24 protein-coding genes and 1 pseudogene are annotated in these 20,684 nt (G+C 47.1%); 13 read left to right on the top strand and 12 right to left on the bottom strand.

Features of this window, described 5'->3' with window-relative positions:
- Nucleotides 1–69: 69 nt before the first annotated feature.
- Nucleotides 70–780, top strand: coding sequence for a YnfC family lipoprotein (locus D9734_RS17565; protein WP_130209287.1), 711 nt, complete (start codon nt 70–72; stop codon nt 778–780).
- Between the two features lie 2 nt (nt 781–782).
- On the opposite strand, the gene speG is transcribed toward D9734_RS17565, so the two are convergent.
- Nucleotides 783–1,343: a spermidine N1-acetyltransferase gene (speG, locus tag D9734_RS17560; RefSeq protein WP_064529978.1), complete on the bottom strand. Its 561-nt coding sequence runs from the start codon at nt 1,341–1,343 to the stop codon at nt 783–785.
- 34 nt (nt 1,344–1,377) lie between these two features.
- Nucleotides 1,378–1,719 (bottom strand): DUF1283 family protein, encoded by a 342-nt coding sequence (locus D9734_RS17555; protein ID WP_130209285.1) that lies wholly within the window; start codon nt 1,717–1,719, stop codon nt 1,378–1,380.
- Nucleotides 1,720–1,853: 134 nt separating this feature from the next.
- On the opposite strand from D9734_RS17555, the gene D9734_RS17550 reads away from it, so the two are divergent.
- From D9734_RS17550 to D9734_RS17520, 7 genes are all read left to right on the top strand, one after another.
- Nucleotides 1,854–2,180, top strand: a complete 327-nt coding sequence (locus D9734_RS17550; RefSeq protein ID WP_130209283.1) for a YnfA family protein — start codon at nt 1,854–1,856, stop codon at nt 2,178–2,180.
- A 219-nt stretch (nt 2,181–2,399) separates the two neighbouring features.
- Entirely contained in the window at nt 2,400–3,614 is a 1,215-nt protein-coding gene (gene rspA / locus D9734_RS17545; protein WP_130209281.1) for a starvation-sensing protein RspA, read from the top strand.
- Nucleotides 3,615–3,625: 11 nt separating this feature from the next.
- Nucleotides 3,626–4,645, top strand: a complete 1,020-nt coding sequence (locus D9734_RS17540; protein ID WP_130209279.1) for a Zn-dependent oxidoreductase — start codon at nt 3,626–3,628, stop codon at nt 4,643–4,645.
- Between the two features lie 44 nt (nt 4,646–4,689).
- A complete protein-coding gene (locus D9734_RS17535; RefSeq protein WP_130209277.1) occupies nt 4,690–5,664 on the top strand; it encodes a TRAP transporter substrate-binding protein in 975 nt (324 codons plus the stop codon).
- Nucleotides 5,665–5,713: 49 nt separating this feature from the next.
- On the top strand, nt 5,714–6,190 hold the full coding sequence (locus D9734_RS17530) for a TRAP transporter small permease (RefSeq protein ID WP_130209275.1): 477 nt from the start codon (nt 5,714–5,716) through the stop codon (nt 6,188–6,190).
- 24 nt (nt 6,191–6,214) lie between these two features.
- Nucleotides 6,215–7,498, top strand: a complete 1,284-nt coding sequence (locus tag D9734_RS17525) for a TRAP transporter large permease (RefSeq protein WP_130209273.1) — start codon at nt 6,215–6,217, stop codon at nt 7,496–7,498.
- A 135-nt stretch (nt 7,499–7,633) separates the two neighbouring features.
- A complete protein-coding gene (locus D9734_RS17520) occupies nt 7,634–9,094 on the top strand; it encodes a mannitol dehydrogenase family protein (RefSeq protein WP_130209271.1) in 1,461 nt (486 codons plus the stop codon).
- A gap of 39 nt (nt 9,095–9,133) precedes the next feature.
- Here D9734_RS17520 and ydfZ read toward each other — a convergent pair whose 3' ends face one another.
- The 3 genes from ydfZ to ydfG form a co-directional block, all read right to left on the bottom strand.
- Nucleotides 9,134–9,337 (bottom strand): putative selenium delivery protein YdfZ, encoded by a 204-nt coding sequence (gene ydfZ / locus D9734_RS17515; RefSeq protein WP_000214710.1) that lies wholly within the window; start codon nt 9,335–9,337, stop codon nt 9,134–9,136.
- Nucleotides 9,338–9,512: 175 nt separating this feature from the next.
- Complete coding sequence (gene rspR / locus D9734_RS17510; protein WP_130209269.1) at nt 9,513–10,199, bottom strand: DNA-binding transcriptional regulator rspR; 687 nt, start codon at nt 10,197–10,199, stop codon at nt 9,513–9,515.
- Nucleotides 10,200–10,287: 88 nt separating this feature from the next.
- Nucleotides 10,288–11,034 carry a bifunctional NADP-dependent 3-hydroxy acid dehydrogenase/3-hydroxypropionate dehydrogenase YdfG gene (gene ydfG / locus D9734_RS17505; RefSeq protein ID WP_130209267.1) on the bottom strand — a complete coding sequence of 249 codons (747 nt, stop codon included), beginning with the start codon at nt 11,032–11,034 and terminating at the stop codon, nt 10,288–10,290.
- A gap of 136 nt (nt 11,035–11,170) precedes the next feature.
- Between ydfG and dcp the strand changes: the two genes are divergently transcribed.
- Nucleotides 11,171–13,216 (top strand): peptidyl-dipeptidase Dcp, encoded by a 2,046-nt coding sequence (gene dcp, locus D9734_RS17500; protein ID WP_130209265.1) that lies wholly within the window; start codon nt 11,171–11,173, stop codon nt 13,214–13,216.
- A gap of 363 nt (nt 13,217–13,579) precedes the next feature.
- On the top strand, nt 13,580–14,470 hold the full coding sequence (locus D9734_RS17495; protein ID WP_130209263.1) for a diguanylate cyclase: 891 nt from the start codon (nt 13,580–13,582) through the stop codon (nt 14,468–14,470).
- Nucleotides 14,471–14,584: 114 nt separating this feature from the next.
- Here the strand turns inward: D9734_RS17495 and D9734_RS23570 are convergent.
- From D9734_RS23570 to ftrA, 3 genes and pseudogenes are all read right to left on the bottom strand, one after another.
- Nucleotides 14,585–14,687 (bottom strand): annotated as a pseudogene (locus D9734_RS23570) (hypothetical protein).
- Entirely contained in the window at nt 14,687–14,782 is a 96-nt protein-coding gene (gene mgtS / locus D9734_RS17490; RefSeq protein WP_064529968.1) for a protein MgtS, read from the bottom strand. Before mgtS ends, D9734_RS23570 begins: the two are co-directional and overlap by 1 nt.
- A 107-nt stretch (nt 14,783–14,889) precedes the next feature.
- The gene (gene ftrA / locus D9734_RS17485; protein ID WP_130209365.1) at nt 14,890–15,861 is read right to left on the bottom strand and encodes a transcriptional regulator FtrA; all 972 of its coding nucleotides are present in this window, start codon (nt 15,859–15,861) and stop codon (nt 14,890–14,892) included.
- A 94-nt stretch (nt 15,862–15,955) separates the two neighbouring features.
- On the opposite strand from ftrA, the gene D9734_RS17480 reads away from it, so the two are divergent.
- Nucleotides 15,956–16,351: a rhodanese-like domain-containing protein gene (locus tag D9734_RS17480; RefSeq protein ID WP_001271101.1), complete on the top strand. Its 396-nt coding sequence runs from the start codon at nt 15,956–15,958 to the stop codon at nt 16,349–16,351.
- A gap of 40 nt (nt 16,352–16,391) precedes the next feature.
- Here D9734_RS17480 and ydeE read toward each other — a convergent pair whose 3' ends face one another.
- The gene (ydeE, locus tag D9734_RS17475; RefSeq protein ID WP_130209261.1) at nt 16,392–17,579 is read right to left on the bottom strand and encodes an efflux MFS transporter YdeE; all 1,188 of its coding nucleotides are present in this window, start codon (nt 17,577–17,579) and stop codon (nt 16,392–16,394) included.
- Between the two features lie 194 nt (nt 17,580–17,773).
- Here ydeE and eamA point away from each other — a divergent pair, with 194 nt between their 5' ends.
- Nucleotides 17,774–18,673 (top strand): O-acetylserine/cysteine exporter, encoded by a 900-nt coding sequence (gene eamA, locus D9734_RS17470; RefSeq protein WP_130209259.1) that lies wholly within the window; start codon nt 17,774–17,776, stop codon nt 18,671–18,673.
- 30 nt (nt 18,674–18,703) lie between these two features.
- Here eamA and marB read toward each other — a convergent pair whose 3' ends face one another.
- From marB to marR, 3 genes are read right to left on the bottom strand one after another with little or no spacing between them, the layout of a single operon-like run.
- Entirely contained in the window at nt 18,704–18,922 is a 219-nt protein-coding gene (marB, locus tag D9734_RS17465) for a multiple antibiotic resistance protein MarB (RefSeq protein WP_130209257.1), read from the bottom strand.
- 30 nt (nt 18,923–18,952) lie between these two features.
- Nucleotides 18,953–19,336, bottom strand: coding sequence for an MDR efflux pump AcrAB transcriptional activator MarA (marA, locus tag D9734_RS17460; protein WP_130209255.1), 384 nt, complete (start codon nt 19,334–19,336; stop codon nt 18,953–18,955).
- A gap of 20 nt (nt 19,337–19,356) precedes the next feature.
- Nucleotides 19,357–19,791, bottom strand: a complete 435-nt coding sequence (gene marR, locus D9734_RS17455; protein WP_130209253.1) for a multiple antibiotic resistance transcriptional regulator MarR — start codon at nt 19,789–19,791, stop codon at nt 19,357–19,359.
- 210 nt (nt 19,792–20,001) lie between these two features.
- On the opposite strand from marR, the gene marC reads away from it, so the two are divergent.
- Entirely contained in the window at nt 20,002–20,667 is a 666-nt protein-coding gene (gene marC / locus D9734_RS17450; protein ID WP_130209251.1) for an NAAT family transporter MarC, read from the top strand.
- Nucleotides 20,668–20,684 lie beyond the last annotated feature (17 nt).

Here is a 20,684-nt window from a genome sequence, read left to right as displayed (position 1 = left end):
GCATTTCACGTGTAAAGCACTGTATTTACTACTATGATTGATAATAATCTCTACTGTCTGGTGACTAAAGTGAATTTCAAATTACTGCCATGTTTGCTCGCGATAATGCTTACAGGATGCGATCGCGCAGAAGTGACGTTTTCTTTTACGCCAGAGATGGCCAGCTTCTCTAATGAATTTGATTTCGATCCGCTGCGTGGTCCGGTTAAAGATTTCACCCAGACATTGATGAATGAACAAGGGGAAGTGACGAAACGTGTTTCAGGCAGCTTATCGGAAGAAGGTTGCTTCGATTCGCTTGAATTATTGGATCTGGAAAATAATACCGTGGTTGCCTTAGTGCTGGATGCGAATTATTACCGTGATGCGCAGACACTGGAGAAAAAAGTACGTTTACAGGGTAAATGCCAGTTAGCAGAATTACCTTCCGCCGGAGTGAGTTGGGAAACCGATGATAATGGCTTTGTAGTTAAAGCCAGCAGTAAACAGATGAAAGTGGATTATAGGTATGATGAACAGGGCTATCCGTTGGGTAAAACCACGGTAAGCAACGATAAAACGTTATCAGTCACGGCAACACCATCAACTGATCCGATCAAAAAACTCGATTACACGGCGGTTACTTTACTGAATAATCAACAAGTTGGTAATGTGAAGCAAAGCTGTGAATATGACAGTCACGCCAATCCGGTGGACTGCCAATTGATCATTGTTGATGAAGCGGAAAAACCCGCCGTCGAACGGGTTTACACTATCAAAAATACCATTGATTATTATTAACGCTATTGCGCGGTCGGCTTCAGCATCGCCTGACCCGGCGTTTTATGTTCCGCCAGATACTGATGCTGGAATATACACATGCGAATGGCATTGCGATATTGACCATTAATAAAGAATTCATGCATCAGTTCACCTTCGACCGTAAAACCGAGCTTACGGTAAATGTGAATCGCTTTTTCATTCTCTTTATCGACAATCAGATACAGTTTATAGAGATTAAGAACAGTGAAGCCATAATCCATTGCTAATTTTGCTGCGCGTGTTGCCAGACCTTTGCCCTGGTATTCCGGGGAGATGATTATCTGAAATTCTGCGCGGCGGTGGACATGGTTAATTTCAACCAGTTCCACCAGACCCGCTTTTTCACCATCGCACTCCACCACGAAACGGCGCTCACTCTGATCGTGAATATGTTTATCGTACAGATCAGAGAGTTCAACAAAGGCTTCGTAGGGTTCCTCAAACCAGTAACGCATCACGCTGGCGTTATTGTCGAGTTGATGCACATAGCGTAAATCTTCACGCTCCAGCGGACGTAGCTTAACACTGTGGGCGCTTGTCATAACGTGTCCTTACATTCCTTATATCAATAACAGGTTAGGGGGTAATTACGCGGCCAGTACGACGGTCCAGGCAACGTAAAGTATTCGGTTCCCAGTAGGCATTAATGTTGGCACTTTGTTCGCATTTATCGCGGCTATCGAATGCGGAGTCAACTTTATCCCATTCTTTTTCGGCGCGTTTATTGACTTTTTGACGCAAATTGCGAGTTTCATTCCATTGTTCTTTTTCCATTGTCGCCTGTTGGCGACTCTGTGCGCTGTCGCCAGACTCAATCACCAGTTTATTGGTTTCTGCATGAGTAGTTGCGCTAAATGCCAGTGCGCAAGGTAGCAGAAAAGCGAGCAGTCCGAGCCGTTTGCTGGAAGTAATATTCATGATTCATTCCTTACATGAATGTTTAAAGGGGATTTTACACGATCCACTGCGAACGCAAAACGTACCAGAAGGATGTAGAGGGTGATGATATTATGTCGAGCCATAAATATACATGATGTCAATGAGTGACAAAAATGATTAAAACAACGTTACTGTTTTTTGCTACCGCCTTGTGTGAAATTGTCGGATGCTTCCTGCCCTGGCTATGGCTTAAACGGAACGCCAGCGTATGGCTGCTGGTTCCGGCGGGGATTTCTCTGGCGCTTTTCGTCTGGCTGTTAACATTGCATCCGGCGGCCAGTGGGCGAGTGTATGCAGCTTATGGTGGCGTTTATGTTTGCACGGCGCTGCTGTGGCTGCGGGTTGTGGATGGCGTAAAACTCAGTCTCTACGACTGGACTGGAGCATTGGTCGCGCTATGCGGGATGTTGATTATTGTTGCTGGCTGGGGACGAGTTTGATTTTGCCTGGAATGATAAATCTCTTTTATTATTAATAAGATATGCCATACATGGCGTCCAAAATAACAGTGAAATCTGGCTGTCTTTAGATCTATTCACGGCGCAAATACGCGCCTTTTTTTGTGATCATTCTGGCTTTTTTGTTTCTTCATACTTGTATGGCAGTGGTTCAACTGCGTAGATTTCATGCATCACGAAGATCGATGCAAGGAATAAAACATGAAGATCGTAGGGGCTGAAGTTTTTGTCACCTGTCCAGGACGTAATTTTGTCACCTTAAAAATCACCACCGAGGATGGTATTACCGGTCTTGGCGATGCCACGCTTAACGGACGCGAGCTTTCGGTAGCATCTTATCTGCAAGATCATCTTTGCCCACAACTCATTGGTCGCGATGCACACCGTATCGAAGATATCTGGCAGTTTTTCTATAAAGGGGCGTACTGGCGTCGCGGTCCAGTCACCATGTCGGCCATTTCAGCTGTTGATATGGCGCTGTGGGACATTAAAGCCAAAGCCGCCAACATGCCGCTTTATCAGCTACTGGGTGGCGCGTCTCGCGAAGGGGTTATGGTTTATTGTCACACGACCGGTCACTCCATTGATGAGGCACTGGATGATTATGCTCGTCATCAGGAACTGGGATTCAAAGCCATCCGCGTACAGTGCGGCATTCCAGGCATGAAGACCACCTATGGCATGTCCAAAGGCAAAGGGCTGGCTTATGAACCTGCGACAAAAGGGCAGTGGCCGGAGGAGCAGTTGTGGTCGACGGAAAAATATCTCGACTTCATGCCAAAACTGTTCGACTCGGTACGTAACAAGTTTGGTTTTGATGAACATCTGCTGCATGACATGCACCATCGCTTAACGCCTATTGAAGCGGCACGCTTTGGTAAAAGCATTGAAGATTATCGCATGTTCTGGATGGAAGACCCGACGCCTGCGGAAAACCAGGAGTGTTTCCGCCTCATTCGCCAACACACCGTCACGCCAATTGCGGTGGGTGAAGTCTTCAATAGCATTTGGGACTGCAAACAACTGATAGAAGAACAACTCATTGACTATATCCGCGCCACGCTGACTCATGCGGGCGGCATCACCGGTATGCGTCGGATCGCTGATTTTGCATCCCTGTATCAGGTACGCACTGGCTCACACGGTCCTTCTGATTTGTCACCTGTCTGCATGGCAGCGGCGCTGCACTTTGATCTGTGGGTACCAAATTTCGGCGTTCAGGAATATATGGGCTATTCCGAACAAATGCTCGAAGTCTTCCCGCATAACTGGACGTTTGATAACGGCTATATGCATCCGGGCGATAAACCGGGTCTTGGCATCGAGTTTGATGAAAAGCTGGCAGCGAAATATCCCTATGAACCTGCATATCTGCCAGTCGCACGCCTGGAAGATGGCACACTCTGGAACTGGTAAGGACGGAATATATGGTTAGTGTTGTGGTTGAAAAACCTGGACAAATACATCTGATTGATAGCGTTTCTTCTGCGCCAAAAGCTGATGAAGTTTGTGTCAAAGTTGAGTATGCAGGGATATGTGGTTCAGACCTGCATATTTATCATGGCGCAAATCCTTTTGCGGTTTACCCTCGTATCGTAGGACATGAATTTGTCGGAACGATAACCAGTGTAGGGGACAATATCTCTCCGCAACGCATTGGTGAACGCGTCGTGGTTGATCCAGTCATTAGCTGCGGTCATTGTTATCCATGTTCAATTGGGCGCCCGAATGTGTGCGAAAGCTTAAACGTATTAGGCGTTCATCGCGATGGTGGCTTTACCGATTATACCTGTGTTCCAGCAACTAACATCTGGCGAGTGCCGGAATCTATACCAGCAAACCTTGCAGCGGCAATTGAACCGTATGCGGTAGCCGCCAATGTAACCAATCGTACGGGGGTTTTCCCAACGGATGTTGCACTGGTATATGGAGCAGGTCCGGCAGGTTTAACAATTATTGATGTTTTGTGTAACGTCTGGCAGATTCCAGTAATTGTGGTGGATCAACGCGAAGATCGCCTGCTTATGGCAGGACGTTGTGGTGCGACTCATACTTTTAATAACCGGAATGGTTCATTACGGGAATTTCTGCACAATAATAAACTAACACCTACGTTAATTTATGATGCGGTTTGCCATCCATCTATCCTGGAAGAAGCCGTGACGTTAATCTCTCCTGCCGGGCGAATTGGACTTTTAGGTTTTTCTGCGACACCGTCCGCAATAGCGCAACAAGAATTAACTCGTCGTGAGTTAACCCTCTATTCATCGCGTTTAAATTGTCGTATGTTCCCTACAGTTATTGAGTGGATGGTGATGGGATTAATTCATCCGGAGAATATTATAAGTCATGTTTTTGATATTCAACATGTACATGAAGCATTTAAACTCATCGAGTCTCAACAAGAAGGGCTGTGCAAAGTATTATTGAAATTCCCCGAGTCCTGAATGTCTTATATAAAAGTAACTGTACCTACAAAGGAACATTAATCATGGAAAAGAAAAAGCTATCTCTGGCACTTTGTACTCTGTTTGGTGGATTATTAAGTTTTTCAGCTATCGCCGCAGATGTTACCCTAAAATTAGGGCATCCTGTAAATGAAGAACATAGTTGGCATAAAGCCTCACTGAAGTTTGCTGAGTTGGTAAAGCAAAAAACAAATAATGCGGTAGAAGTTAAAATCTATCCTAATGAATCATTAGGTAAAGAAATGGATATTATTAACGCAATTCAGCTAGGAAGCGTTGATATGACCATTACAGGTGAGTCATTACAAAACTGGGCACCTTCTGCGGCATTGCTGGCAGTGCCTTATATGATTACTTCTTCAGAACAAATGGCAAAAATTGTTAATGGTGAAGTTGGCGCACAAATATCCAAAGATATTGAAGAGCGTGTGAAACTGAAAACCATCGCCTGGTTTGAACGCGGCCCCCGTAACCTGACGTCTAACCGTCCGATTACCAATCCGGAAGAACTTAAAGGGTTAACTCTACGTTTACCGAACGTACCAATGTTCATCAACGTTTGGAAAGATTTGGGCGCGCAACCGACACCAATGGCATTTTCTGAAGTTTTTACTGGCTTGCAGCAGGGAGTGATTGAAGGGCAGGAAAATCCACTTTCTATGATTATGAGTGGTAGTTTCTTTGAAGTGCAGAAGTATCTTAACCGGACAGAACATGTTCGTAGCTGGATCTATCTGGTTATGGGGACGAAGAAGTTTAATAAGCTGAAGCCAGAATACCAGCAGGCTATTATTGATGCAGGCAAAGAGGCACAGGCCTATGAACACGAACTATATTTACAGGATGAAGCTAAATTAGTTGAAGCTCTGCAAGCGAAAGGGATGACGCTGGTTGATGTACATCAGAACGAGTTTGCTCGGATAGCAAATGAATCAGTTGAAAAATCAATTAATCCACAAATCAAACCTCTTTACGAAAAAGCTCGAGCAACAAAATAATATTAAACGGGGGAGATGTTCCCCCTTTTTGAGCTACTGAGGGGAAAATATGTTTAATAAGTTATATGGATATATAGAAAAAATTTATTTAACTATTGGTACGGTTTTATTAGTTGCGCTCATTGGTGTAGTATTGCTCCAGGTTATATCTCGTCCATTACCAATAAGTTCGCCAGCATGGACAGAGGAGGTCGCTCGCTTTCTACTGGTTTACGTTGTCGCATTTGGTTGTGCACTGGCAACGGGTAAACGTGAATTGGTGAACGTTGATTTGGTAGTAAGTCTGCTGCCATCTGGTTTGAAAAAATATCTGGTGCTACTTATTGATTTGGTTATTCTTACCTGCTCAATTACTCTAATGATCAATTCCGTAGAATATGTAGAAAGCACAATGTGGCGTATGGCTACTACACTGCCTATTTCACAGGCATGGGTGACATCCTCGGTGATTATCATTACCGGAAACATATCGCTTTTTACTTTGTTTAATTTGATTCGGGATTTTACGCCGCAAGGGCGGAAATAGAATTATCTAATGTGAGAACAGCGCATGAATCCGACTATTGGTCTGTTTGTGATATTCTTTGTTTCACTTATGCTGGGAGTTCCGGTTATTTTCTCCCTTGCGTTATCGTCAATCTTCTATCTACTGGTTACTGATATGGGACTCGCCATTATGGCGAATCAGTTCTTTAGTGGTATGGACTCTTTTGTACTGCTTTGTATCCCCGGTTTTTTGCTGGCGGGAGGATTAATGAACGGCGGCGGCATTACTGACCGAATTGTATCTTTCAGTAACGCATGGCTGGGTCACATTCGTGGCGGTTTAGCAATGGCCAACGTTAGCGGTTCAATGATCTTTGCAGGTATTTCCGGCACGGCAGTTTCCGAAGCCGCCAGCATTGGATCAGTAATGATCCCCGCAATGAAACGCAGTGGTTACGATGCACCATTTTCTGGGGCAATAACTGCAGTGGCATCGACAGTCGGTCCAATTATTCCGCCCAGTGTACCAATGATCATTGTTGGTACGTTAACCGGTTTGTCAGTGGGTAAACTTTTTATCGCTGGGGCAGTTCCTAGTTTAATGATGGGCTTAACCATGGCCAGTATCGCATGGTACCTGGCGCATAAACGGGGTTATCCAAAAGGTGAGCGGGCTACATTTCGTCAACGGTTACATGCTACGCGTGGGGCGATCTGGGCAATTTTAATGCCGGTCATGATTATCGGCGGTTTGGTTACTGGTCTGTTTACTCCGACTGAAGCATCTGTATTTGCTGTTGTGTTTTCGTTGATCGTGGGCTTTTTTGTCTATGGTGACTTGACTGTGAGCAAATTTATGGGATGTATGATGGAAAGCATCAGCGGTACGGCTGGCATTTTGATGCTGGTTGGTTTCGCCAATGTTTTTGCCTGGATCCTGACATCTGAAGGGATCCCGCAGCAAATTGCTGATGGCATGTTATCTATTACAAGCAACAAATATTTGTTAATTCTAATGATTAACCTGCTGCTGTTGTTGGTCGGCATGTTTATGGAAACCATCGCAGCACTATTGATTCTCTTTACCCCATTACTATCAGTTGCGACAGCTATCGGTATGGATCCAATCCATTTTGCAGTAATGATGGTAATGAATCTTGTTATCGGCCTGACGACACCACCTGTTGGCGTGTGCCTCTTCGTTTCGCAGGGAATTGCCCGTGTTTCTTTAGGAGAGATCAGTAAAGCGGTAATTCCGTTTATTACAGGAAATATCATTTTGCTATTTATGGTTTCTTATATTCCGGGACTTTCGCTGTGGCTACCGGCATTGCTAGGTATGAAATAATCCATTTTTATTCGTTACCCGGTTATATTTTCCGATAGTGTGGCCGGGCTTTCGCTAATGATAAGAGAAAAAATATACCACTGCGATATTTGCAACAGATACATCGTAGTTTAATTGACAGAAACAGGTCTTCTTATGGAAAACAGACTTTTTAACGCCAGAGCGACACTCCCTGGTTATGATCGTAATAACCTGGCACCCAAAATTGTTCATTTAGGTTTTGGCGCATTTCATCGCGCGCATCAGGGTGTGTATGCCGACATCCAGGCTGCCGAGCATCACAGCGATTGGGGTTACTATGAAGTGAACTTGATTGGCGGTGAACAGCAAATAGCTGATCTAAAACAGCAAGATAATCTCTATACCGTTGCGGAAATGTCGGCCGATGCCTGGACCGCTCGTGTAGTGGGGGTAGTGAAAAAAGCGTTGCACGTGCAAATAGACGGTTTGGAAGCTGTGCTTGCTGCCATGTGCGAACCGCAAATTGCAATTGTTTCTCTGACTATTACAGAGAAAGGCTATTTTCACTCTCCGGCGACCGGGCAGTTAATGCTGGATCACCCAATGATCGTTGACGATCTAAACAATCCCCACCAGCCGAAAACGGCACCAGGGGTTATTGTGGAGGCGCTGGCCCGACGCAAGGCCGCAGGGTTACCGGCATTTACGGTGATGTCGTGCGACAATATGCCGGAAAATGGTCATGTAATGCGTGACGTTGTCACTTCTTATGCGCATGCTGTTGATGCGGAACTTGCGCAATGGATTGTCGAAAACGTGACTTTTCCTTCGACAATGGTCGATCGCATTGTCCCGGCGGTGACGGCTGAAACGCTGAATAAAATAGAGCAGCTCACCGGTGTGCGCGATCCAGCAGGTGTAGCCTGTGAACCGTTCCGTCAGTGGGTTATTGAAGATAACTTTGTTGCCGGACGTCCGGAATGGCAAAAAGCAGGTGCTGAACTGGTCAGCGATGTGCTGCCTTATGAAGAGATGAAACTGCGTATGCTCAACGGCAGTCATTCATTCCTGGCGTATCTGGGCTATCTGGCCGGATATCAGCATATTAATGACTGCATGGAAGATGAAAATTATCGCCGTGCGGCACATGCCTTGATGTTGCAGGAACAGGCGCCGACGCTGAAATTGCAGGGCGTGGATCTGCAAAATTATGCGGATCGACTGATTGAACGCTACAGTAATCCAGCGTTACGCCATCGAACCTGGCAGATTGCGATGGATGGCAGTCAGAAACTCCCGCAGCGAATGCTGGATTCCATTCGCTGGCATCTGAAACAGGGCAGCGCGTTCGATCTGTTGGCGCTTGGCGTCGCCGGTTGGATGCGGTATGTCGGCGGTGTTGATGAGCAGGGTAATCCCATCGAAATTAGTGACCCGTTATTACCGGTCATTCAGGAGGCCGTGCAAAGTAGTGCAGAAGGGCAAGTGCGCGTGCAGTCCTTGATGGCGATTAATGCGATATTTGGTGATGATTTGCCGAACAATGCGTTGTTCACAGCAAAGGTGACGGAAGCGTATTTGTCTTTATTAGCGCATGGCGCGAAAGCGACCGTGGCGAAATATGCGGTGAAGTGATAAGTGACAGCAATGCCGCCATCGGCGGCATTCACACGCTTAGTTCATGCCGAGACGAATCAGGTCCAGAGGCGCGAGTTTTTCATCACAACCTTCAACTACTACGGTTTTACCGCGGCGGATTTGCTCTGCGGTCAGACCTTCAGTATCAATCGACAGGATCTTGCCAGTGTGACCGGTGCCGCTAACCATAACACGGCTGCCAGTAGTGATTGCGTTACGGTTACGATCGTAGGTCGTCATAGGTGTTTTCTCCTTTCTGATTTACAGTCGAAGCCCACGTAACGGGCGCAATATAAATACTCCTGTCGAGTGAATATTTTTTTGTTTATGATCAAGTTCACATCTTTTTTGATGCTTGCATAAACCAGAAGAAGGGGGATGAACTCTCACCCCGAATGGGATGAGAGGTAAAGAATTACTCTTCGCTGAACCAGTCGCTATTTTCCTGGCGGATTTGGCGCACAGATTCGCTGATTTCATGCAAATGTTGCGACATTGCACGTTCTACGGCATCGCCATCACGTTTTTGCAGAGCAGAGAAAATATCGAGATGTTGGCGTAACAGCATTTCTGGTGGGGAGACGCGGTCGAAACTCATATAGCGTACGCGATCAACGGTCGCTTTCAGATTCTCAATGGTATCCCACGCGAGTTGACAGTCAGCAATCTGAGTCAGGAGCTGATGGAAGTTGTCATCAAGTTCAAAAAAATCATCCAGTTGCTTGCGCTCAATGGCAATGCGTTGCTGATGAAGATTTTGCTCAAGTTGGTAGCACTGGCTTTCAGTGATCATGCTCGCTGCCCGCCGTGCCACCGCGCACTCAATGGCCTGTCGAATAAAACTGCCATTGCGAACCTGGGTCATGGATATTTTATTGACGTAGCTGCCACGCTGCGGGCGAATTTGAATCAGGCCGTTTTCAGCCAGTTTAATGAAGGCTTCGCGAACCGGCTGGCGTGACACATTGAAACGAACAGAAACTTCTTTTTCCGACAACGGCGTACCTGGTGCAATCAGGCAATGCACAATGTCGCGACGAAGAATACGATAAATTTGCTGATTGACAGGCTGTGTGGGATTAAGTTGTGTTTCGACGGTCATTCGTTATTGCTTTTGAGTGGGTTAACCGCAAGAGTCTACCACTTTTTTGTGACAAGCAATAACCCGGCGGTGAGGCCGGGTATAAAAATTAATGCCGATGGACATTCAGCCCGGCATAGCTTTGGGTAACCGGCATCATTTCCAGGGTATTGATATTAACGTGAGCGGGGAGAGTGGCTACCCACCAGACGGCTTCGCTGACATCTTCTGGCGTCAGTGCAATGGTATTTTGATAGGTTTTTTCTGCTTTGCCTTCATCGCCTTTAAAGCGGACATTGGAAAATTCGGTGCCACCCACCAGCCCTGGTTCGATGTCTGTGACACGTACTGCCGTACCGTGCAGATCTGTGCGTAGATTCAGGCTGAACTGACGAACAAAGGCTTTTGTCGCGCCGTAGACATTGCCACCTGCATATGGCCAGCTACCGGCCGTTGAACCAATGTTAATAATGTGACCACGATTGCGCTCAACCATGCCCGGCAAGACTGCCCGCGTCATATACACGAGGCCCTTATTGTTGGTATCAATCATGGTTTCCCAGTCTTCAACGCTCGCTTTATGTGCAGGTTCCATACCCAGCGCCAGTCCAGCATTGTTCACCAGAATATCAATCTCACTCCATTCGGCAGGAAGTGATGCCAGCATTTCTTCAATGGCGGCGCGGTTACGGACGTCCAGTTGGGCGATATACAAATTATCTCCCAGCTCGTCTTTTAACTCCTGCAACCGCTCCTGACGGCGACCAGTAGCGATAACTTTATGCCCTTGTTGAATAAAACGACGAGTAATGCATTCACCAAAACCTGCCGTTGCTCCAGTTACTAATACGATCATCTCACTGTTCCTCAACGCTTTTGTGTGTCACTAACATAGCACGTGATGCTTAAGAGCGGGTAATACTGGTTTGCAACATTGCACTCCGTTATCAGTAAGCCTACGCTATGGAACACCTCGTTTTCAGGAGTAGAAAATGTCAACGACGAATCCTTTTCTTACGCAGAGCACGCTGCCTTATATGGCGCCCCATTTTGATCAGATTGCAAATCATCACTATCGCCCGGCATTCGACGAGGGGATGCGGCAAAAGCGGGCTGAGATAGAAGCGATAGCGTTAAACCCGCAGACGCCCGATTTTACTAACACTATTCTGGCTCTTGAAAAGAGCGGGGAATTACTCACACGTGTAACCAGCGTCTTCTTCGCTATGACCTCGGCGCATACCAACGATGAATTACAGCGTCTTGATGAACAATTCTCGGCAGAACTTGCGGAACTGGCTAATGACATTTACCTGAACGGCGAATTGTTCGCTCGGGTCGATGCCATCTGGCAGCGCCGTGAATCTCTGAGTCTTGATAGCGAATCCATTCGACTGGTCGAGGTGATTCATCAACGTTTTGTTCTTGCCGGGGCCAGACTTGCAGAGGCCGATAAGGCAAAATTAAAAGTGCTGAATACAGAGGCTGCGACCCTCATCAGTCAGTTTAACCAGCGGTTATTAGCGGCGAACAAATCCGGTGGGCTGGTGGTTGACGATATTGAGCAACTGGCGGGGATGAGTGAGCAAGATATTGCCCTGGCGGCGGATGCAGCGCGCGAGAAAGGTCTGGATAACAAGTGGCTTATCCCACTACTGAATACCACCCAGCAACCGGCGCTTGCCGAACTGCGCGATCGCGCGACGCGTGAAAAACTGTTTACTGCGGGCTGGACGCGGGCAGAAAAAAATGACGCTAACGATACCCGTGCCATTATTCAACGGCTGGTGGAGATCCGCGCGCAGCAGGCGAAACTGCTTGGTTTCCCTCATTATGCTGCGTGGAAAATCGCCGACCAGATGGCAAAAACCCCCGAAGCAGCACTTAACTTCATGCGTGAAATTGTCCCGGCCGCGCGTAAGCGAGCAGACGATGAACTGTCGTCTATTCAGGCGGTTATCGAAAAGCAGCAAGGCGGATTTAGCGTCCAGCCGTGGGACTGGGCATTTTATGCTGAGCAGGTAAGACGCGAGAAATTCTGTCTCGATGAGGCGCAGCTCAAACCTTATTTCGAATTGAACACGGTGTTGAATGAGGGAGTATTCTGGACTGCCAACCAGCTTTTCGGCATTAAATTTGTCGAGCGCTTTGATATACCTGTCTATCACCCGGATGTGCGCGTATGGGAAATATTTGACCATAATGGAGTCGGGCTTGCGCTATTTTACGGTGATTTCTTTGCCCGTGATTCCAAAAGCGGCGGCGCGTGGATGGGGAATTTTGTTGAGCAATCCACGCTCAATGAAACACGTCCCGTTATTTACAATGTTTGCAATTATCAGAAACCAGCGACAGGCGAACCTGCATTGTTATTGTGGGACGATGTTATAACCTTATTCCATGAATTTGGGCATACGCTGCACGGCCTGTTTGCCAGCCAACGTTATGCGACGTTTTCTGGCACCAACACGCCGCGTGATTTCGTCGAGTTCCCTTCACAAATAAACGAACACTGGGCGACAAATCCGCAGGTATTCTCTCGCTATGCGAGGCATTACCAAACCGGAGAAACCATGCCGGAAGAGTTACAACAGAAAATGCGCAATGCCAGCCTGTTTAATAAGGGCTACGAGATGAGCGAGTTACTTAGCGCAGCACTTCTTGATATGCGCTGGCATTGTCTGGAGGAGAATGAAGCACGCCACGACGTGGACGATTTCGAACTTCGGGCGCTGGCGGCGGAAAACATGGATCTTCCCGCTGTACCGCCGCGTTATCGCAGCAGTTATTTCGCTCACATTTTTGGTGGCGGATATGCGGCGGGTTACTACGCGTATCTGTGGACGCAAATGCTGGCAGACGATGGTTATCAATGGTTTGTCGAGGAAGGCGGTTTAACGCGTAAAAATGGGCAACGTTTTCGCGACGCTATCCTTTCCAAAGGTAATAGCGAAGATTTAGAACGTTTGTATCGCCAGTGGCGAGGTAAGGCACCACAGATTACACCGATGCTGCAACATCGCGGCTTGAACGTATAATTCCCCCATATAGCACCGGGCTACATCCAGTCCGGTGCTATATTATAATATGCTGTTCATTTCTTTTTTAGTTATCCGGGATCTGCGTACATTTGCAGAAATAATTGGATTTATAATACTGCCAAAAGCCCTAATCTTTCAGGCCATTACCTTCTTCTCTTTGGCATGATCGGTATTATATCTTCTGGCTTGAATTTAACGTGTTCTGACAGATTTAATCACTTTTTTCTGTTTATTTTGTTTTAAATCACGCCGTTATATTTTTATCCATTAATTAATGTTTTTTCTATGGAATTGTTGACATAAATTTTCTTTTCTCTCGTTATAATAGAGCGCACAAGGAATTGTGAAAAAGGAGTGGCAATGATCAAGAAGACAACGGAAATCGATGCTATCTTGTTAGATCTCAATAAGGCTATCGATGCCCATTACCAGTGGCTGGTGAGTATGTTTCATAGCGTGGTAGCGAGGGATACCAGTCAGCCAGAAATTACGGATAACCATTCTTATGAACTGTGCCAGTTTGGTCGGTGGCTTGATCATCATGGACCACTCGATAGTGATGAATTACCCTACGTTCGGATAATAGATTCTACCCATCAGCATATGCATAACTGTGGCCGGGAATTAATGCTGGCTATTGTCGAAAATCGCTGGCAGGAAGTTCATTTTGACGAATTTCAGGAAGGGTTGCTTTCTTTTACCGCAGCATTAACAGATTACAAAATTTATTTGCTGACTATTCGTAGCAATATGGATGTATTGACGGGATTACCTGGCCGTCGGGTACTTGATGAATCCTTTGAGCATCAATTACGTAATGCTGAACCATTAAATCTTTATTTAATGCTGCTGGATATAGACCGATTTAAACTGGTTAATGATACCTACGGACATTTAATCGGTGATGTGGTATTACGAACCCTGGCGACTTACTTAGCCGGTTGGACGCGTGACTATGATACGGTTTATCGCTATGGTGGTGAAGAGTTTATTATTATCATCAAAGCGCAAAATGATGCTGAGGCGTGTCGTGCTGGGGTACGTATTTGTCAGTTAGTCGATAACCATGCCATAGCGCATCCTGGCGGACATATCCCAATAACAGTGACCGCTGGCGTGAGCCGCGCGTTTCCTGAAGAACCGCTGGATGTGGTAATTGGAAGGGCAGACAGAGCAATGTACGAAGGCAAGCAGAGCGGAAGAAATCGCTGCATGTTTATTGACGAGCAGAGTGTGATAGCCCGAGTTTAAGCTCTGTTTAACATTCATTGAGAAAAATAATGCTACTGTGTCAAAGAACCGTTACCAGCGCAGAGAAATGCCTGATAGCGTAAAAGCAAAACACAAATCGATCCATGCAAGCATTCACCGCCGGTTTACTGGCGGTTTTTTTTGCCGTCAGAAAATCAGGCCCCTTGCACACAACTGTAACAAGGGGCCGGTTAGGTGAGGGATTATCTCCGTTCATTAGTCATCCCATTTGTAGCTGAAATATGCGGCCAGAAAGCCAGAAAATAAAATTATTCCCAGAACAGCTATAAAAACATTCATATTACCCAACATTATTTTCCTCCGTTTATTGTGTGGTGTGTTTCCTCGCTTACCTTAATTTTCATCTCAATGAGAAAGATATTAGCAGAGATTACCTAAACAAAGGCTGAATCAGGCAGTTATTGTGATGGGGAATGGCTGTTTTTACGATATTGCGAAGGGGATAATAAAAAACGTTGGTGAAAGTGATGACGCAATAACGCTGAATTGCCAAAACCCGTCAGCTCGGCAATTTTATCGATGTTAAAAGCCGAATTTTGCAGATAATCCTGAACTCGTATTAAGCGCTCATTGAGCAGCCAGCGGGCGGGCGTCATGCCGGTTAAGGCCTCAAAACGTCTCAAAAAAGTGCGCGGACTCATATTTACCCGCTCGGCGAGGGAAGACACAGTATGTGTTTGTGCCAGATTCTGCTGCAAAAAGTCGAATAATGCACCTAACGTCTGACTTTCACGCGGTGAGGCCATTGGGCGCGTCAGATTTTGTGGTTGATCCCCCTGGCGATGTGGCTGTATGACCAGCCGTCGGGCGACATTATTAGCAATCTCATGGCCAAAATCTTTGCGCACGATATGTAAACACAGATCGATCCCCGCGGCGCTTCCGGCGGAGGTCATCACTTGTCCTTCATCCTGATATAACACATTGTCACTTACGCTGATTGAAGGGTAACGGTGCTGGAGTTGTTCAGTGTAGCGCCAGTGGGTGGTCGCTTTTCGCTGGTGAAGAAGGCCCGCAGCGGCAAGGACAAACACGCCAGAGCATATCGATACCAGGCGGGTACCGCGCTGGTGTGCTTCGCGCAATGACTGACATAGCATCTCTGGCACTTTTGCATCTATTCCACGCCAGCCAGGAATAATAACCATATCGGCGTTGGGCAATAATTCCAGCCCTCCATCTGCCACCACGTGGATCCCCCCGGTGGCTTGCAGCGCACCAGGCTCTACCGCAGCAACGGCAAAACGATACCAGTTATCGCCCAGTTCCGGTCGTGGCAGGCCGAATATTTCAACGGCTACGCCAAATTCGAAAGTACATAGCCCGTCATAAGCCAGTGCAACGACCAGCGGGCGTTGTAACGTTGTCATCATTTTGCTCTTTTCTGGCATATCGGGAGGCGGTCAGTGAAAAGTAGATTGGTTACATTATTGTTAACACAACAAACCAAAAGGAAAAAGCACTATGCGTTATGTCACTGAATTTACCACAGCGAAGCCAGAAGTTGCTGAGGCGCATTTTCTCGCGCGCTTGAGTGTCGAAACAGATTGTGCCGATGTTCATGACTCTCTGGCTTATATTGGCGATGATTTCGTTTTACTTCATGTGGTTGGTCGTGAAGAGGACTTCGCTCGTCGGCATATCCCAGGCGCTCTCCATTTACCCCATAAGCAAATGACCGCAGAAAGAATGGCCGAATGGCCGGACGATACGCTATTTGTGGTGTATTGCGCGGGGCCACATTGTAATGGTGCAGACCGTGCGGCACTCAAACTGGCTCGACTCGGAAAGCCGGTTAAAATCATGCTCGGCGGGATAACCGGTTGGGAAGATGAAGGCTATGCCTTTGCCTCAGAATAATGATTAGCAAAGCCGTGCCAGTAGTGGCACGGCACGAATGTCAACAGAGTGCTGGCTGCCCCTGGGGTCTGGCGTTAATACCTTTTAACATCAGCGCCCACGCGGCAATGATGACTAACGCCAGAATGATAAACAGCGAAGAAGACGGGAGAGTGGTAAGTACAACACCACTCACTAATGGATTTACCGCTGCCCCCAGCCAGCCTAATGACTGGGCGGAAAAATAGCTGGCTTTCATTCCTGGCGGCGCAATATGGTCAATCAACATATACTCACCGGGAGCATAAATAATTTCACCAACAGTAAATACCGCGGCTGAAATTCCCCACAATAGCAGGCTGTTTCCGGAAAAAATAAAACCGACCAGACCGACCACAAAACAGAGTGTGCCTACCGTCATCAGCGCGCGTATGTTGGTCGGGTTAATACGCCGCCCAACGGAATACTGCAACGTAACCACCATCGCGGCATTAACAGGCAGAACCACTGCGACCACTTTTTCTGCAAAACCACTATCCGCTATGACCATCACATATTGCGAGATACAAGAGGCAAAGGCACCGCTCACGAAAGAAGCCAGAAAGGCAGAGCAGGTGAACCACAGCAGCGCTTTATCCCGTAACAAAACCTTTGGCGACCAGACGCTGCCTGTTTCTGTGGCGATGATTTTCTCGCTGCGCTTTACCCAAATTTTAATGAAAACCATGGGAAACGCAGAGCAGATAGCTGCAAGCCAAAAGGGCAGATTGATGCTCTGCATGACCAACAGCGTGCCGAGTGGCGGGCCGACGGTCCAGCCAATATTGAGCATGGTGTAGTTGATCGAGAAGATCTTCGTTTTGCTGGTGGATGAAAGATTGTCGGCAAACCAGGCTTTCAATACAGTGGCAAAAACGGAATAGGCGCAGTTGATGAGTGCGAAAAAAAGCACCACCAGTGTGACGCTGTCCACCAGTGGAATGGCAATAAAACCGCTGGCGAAGGCCGTAATTGCCAGTAACATATAGCGTTTCTTGTCGAACTTATCCGCCAGGATACCAAAACCGAGGCTAAAAACGACACCAATAGTGAGCGCAATTGTCATCGCATAACCAATGAGATCGACACCCAGACTGTACTGGCGACTCAAGTAAATAGTCATAAATGGCAGCGTGGCACCGCGTCCGATAGTTAATAACAACGACGAGGCGAGAAGGGCGCAAGTAGAGTGTCTCAGAGATAAGTTCATTTGGCTGTCCGACAATGCATTTCGTTATGTTTTGTTTTTGAGATGTAAAGAAATAGCATGGCAAAAATCCGAAGTATAGCGACTTATTTGCCATTAATGCCGTGGTAAACGGTGATTAACGAATGAACTGTTAAAGAAAAGTAAATTCAGCTAAGTTGATTGCTGACAAAAAATGAAAATTCAGAGGCGGAAAAATGTCGCGGAAAGATGGGTTGTTGGCGCTATTAGTCGTCGTTGTATGGGGGCTTAATTTTGTGGTCATCAAAGTGGGGCTCCATAACATGCCACCGCTAATGCTGGCCGGTTTACGCTTTATGCTGGTCGCCTTCCCGGCAATCTTTTTCGTGGCGCGACCAAAAGTACCGCTGAATTTACTGCTGGGGTATGGTTTAACCATCAGTTTTGCGCAGTTTGCCTTTCTCTTTTGCGCCATTAACTTCGGTATGCCGGCAGGGCTAGCCTCGCTGGTCTTACAGGCTCAGGCGTTTTTTACTATCGTGCTCGGTGCTTTTACTTTTGGCGAACGGCTGCACGGTAAGCAACTGGCGGGGATTGCGTTAGCGATTTTTGGTGTACTGGTGTTAATCGAAGATAGCTTTAACGGTCAGCATGTGGCGATGCTCGGTTTTATTTTGACCCTGGCGGCGGCATTTAGTTGGGCGAGTGGCAATATCTTCAATAAAAAGATCATGTCTCATTCATCCCGTCCGGCAGTGATGTCTCTGGTCGTCTGGAGCGCATTAATCCCGATAATCCCGTTTTTTGTCGCCTCGCTCATTCTCGATGGCGCCGAAAAAATGATTCACAGTCTGGTCACTATCGACATGACCACCATTCTGGCGTTGATGTATCTGGCATTTGTGGCGACGATAGTTGGTTACGGGATCTGGGGTACGCTGCTTGGACGCTATGAGACATGGCGTGTCGCACCATTATCATTACTGGTGCCGGTAGTCGGTCTGGCAAGTGCAGCGTTACTGCTGGATGAACGCCTAACAGGTCTGCAATTCTTAGGGACCGTGCTTATTATGACCGGACTGTATATCAATGTGTTTGGTTTGCAGTGGCGTAAAGCGGTGAAGGTGAGAGGCTAACAAGCCCCGATATGCCGGGGCCTGAATAAACTACATGGCGTGTTGGTTATAATAGGGCACGCCCAGCGCATCCGATTTGTCACTGCCTGTACCCATGTGATTTAAATCGAACGGTGGTTGTTCCTGCGATGGGGGAACAATCACCACATCGCCACAGGAAGTAACGACCGGTTGCGAGGTTTGCTCCGCAAAGCTCTGCGCGGAAAAGAGAATAAGCGCGGTTACCATTGCGGATAAAAGTGGTTTCATGATTGCCTCTGTGACGTTGTCACATTTTTATTAACTGTTGTAATGGTTCAATGGATGCAAATACCGCGACTCGCACTGCATATTGGTCATCCGATATTTATGTGGCGGAACATCAAAGTAATTTTTGAAGGTGCGAGTCAGCGTTTGCTGTGACTCGAAACCATAACGTTCTGCCAGATAGAGGATTGGCTCGTTGCTTTCTTTCAGCTTTTGCGCGATTTCTGTCATCTTACGGCTGCGGATGTATTGACCTAATGAATGGCCGGTTTCTTTTTTAAACATCCGTTGCAGGTGCCATTTGGAATAACCTGAACGCTCTGACACTTTTTCCAGTGACAGTGGTGATTCCAGGTTGTCCTCGATCCAGTCCAAAATGCTATGAATGGTAATAGCGTCAGTATTGCGTCTGGACATCGTCATACCTCTTTTTTTGTTTACGGCAGGACTTTCTTAAGCAAATGCTCAAGCGTTGCCACTTCGTCCGCCGTCAGGTTTTTTGTTAATTCTTGATGCAGGTCCTGGCCAACTAATTGATGGCATTGTTCACATATTGCCGCGCCACTGCTGGTGAGTTTCACCAACACGCCGCGCTTGTCATTCGGGTTCGGCAACCGCTCAATCCAGCCTTTGCAAACCAGGCGATCCAACATGCGGGTCAGCGCGCCAAGGTCAACCGAAAGGACTTTTTTCAGCTCAACGGGAGTAATGCATGCTGCGCAGCGGATAGAGCAGAGCACTTTAAACTGTGCCGCGGTGATATCGAGCGGTGACAGATAATCGTTAAGCAGACGGTCTTTCTTCTGATTAACCATATGGATTAAGCGACCTAATGGGATGATTTCATTGAACAGGTCGCTGGTGCTTTTCACAATGGTTGCCCTGGCAAGTAATTAGTTGCAGGGGATAATATTGCCCAGGCAAGTATAAGTCAAACGAATGAATCCCTCGATGCCACGATTTGCTAAATCGGTTCAAGTATTGCGCAGTGTGCTGCAAGATTAGTTAAAGAGTGAAACTTTCTCCTTGTTTACCCTTTATACTTTTCGCAGGTAACTAGCGACACAGGATGACAACCACCAATGTTAGATTTGTTTAAAGCGATAGGCTTGGGGCTGGTGGTGTTATTGCCGTTAGCTAACCCGTTAACTACCGTAGCGTTGTTTCTCGGGCTTGCGGGTAACATGAACACCGCCGAACGTAATCGTCAGTCATTAATGGCCTCGGTATATGTTTTTGCCATCTTGATGGTGGCGTACTATGCCGGACAACTGGTGATGGACACATTCGGGATTTCGATTCCCGGTCTGCGTATTGCTGGCGGCTTAATTGTCGCTTTTATTGGTTTCCGTATGCTCTTCCCCCAGCAAAAAGCGATTGACTCACCGGAGGCGAAAAGCAAATCCGAAGAGCTGGAAGATGAACCCAGTGCCAACATCGCCTTTGTTCCACTGGCAATGCCAAGTACCGCTGGACCGGGGACCATTGCGATGATCATCAGTTCGGCGTCCACAGTACGTCAGAGTTCAACCTTCGCAGACTGGGTACTGATGGTTGCGCCGCCGCTGATCTTTTTTCTGGTTGCGGTCATTTTGTGGGGAAGCCTACGTAGCTCTGGCGCAATTATGCGGCTGGTGGGCAAGGGGGGAATTGAAGCGATCTCCCGCCTGATGGGCTTCTTACTGGTGTGTATGGGAGTGCAGTTTATTATTAACGGCATCCTGGAAATCATTAAAACGTACCATTAAAAAAGGCCCGAATGGGC

The organism is Escherichia sp. E14S1, from assembly GCF_004211995.1.
In the GTDB taxonomy this organism is placed as follows: domain Bacteria; phylum Pseudomonadota; class Gammaproteobacteria; order Enterobacterales; family Enterobacteriaceae; genus Escherichia.
Note: the sequence above shows the minus strand (reverse complement) of the source record. Positions and strands in the feature narration are given on the sequence as shown.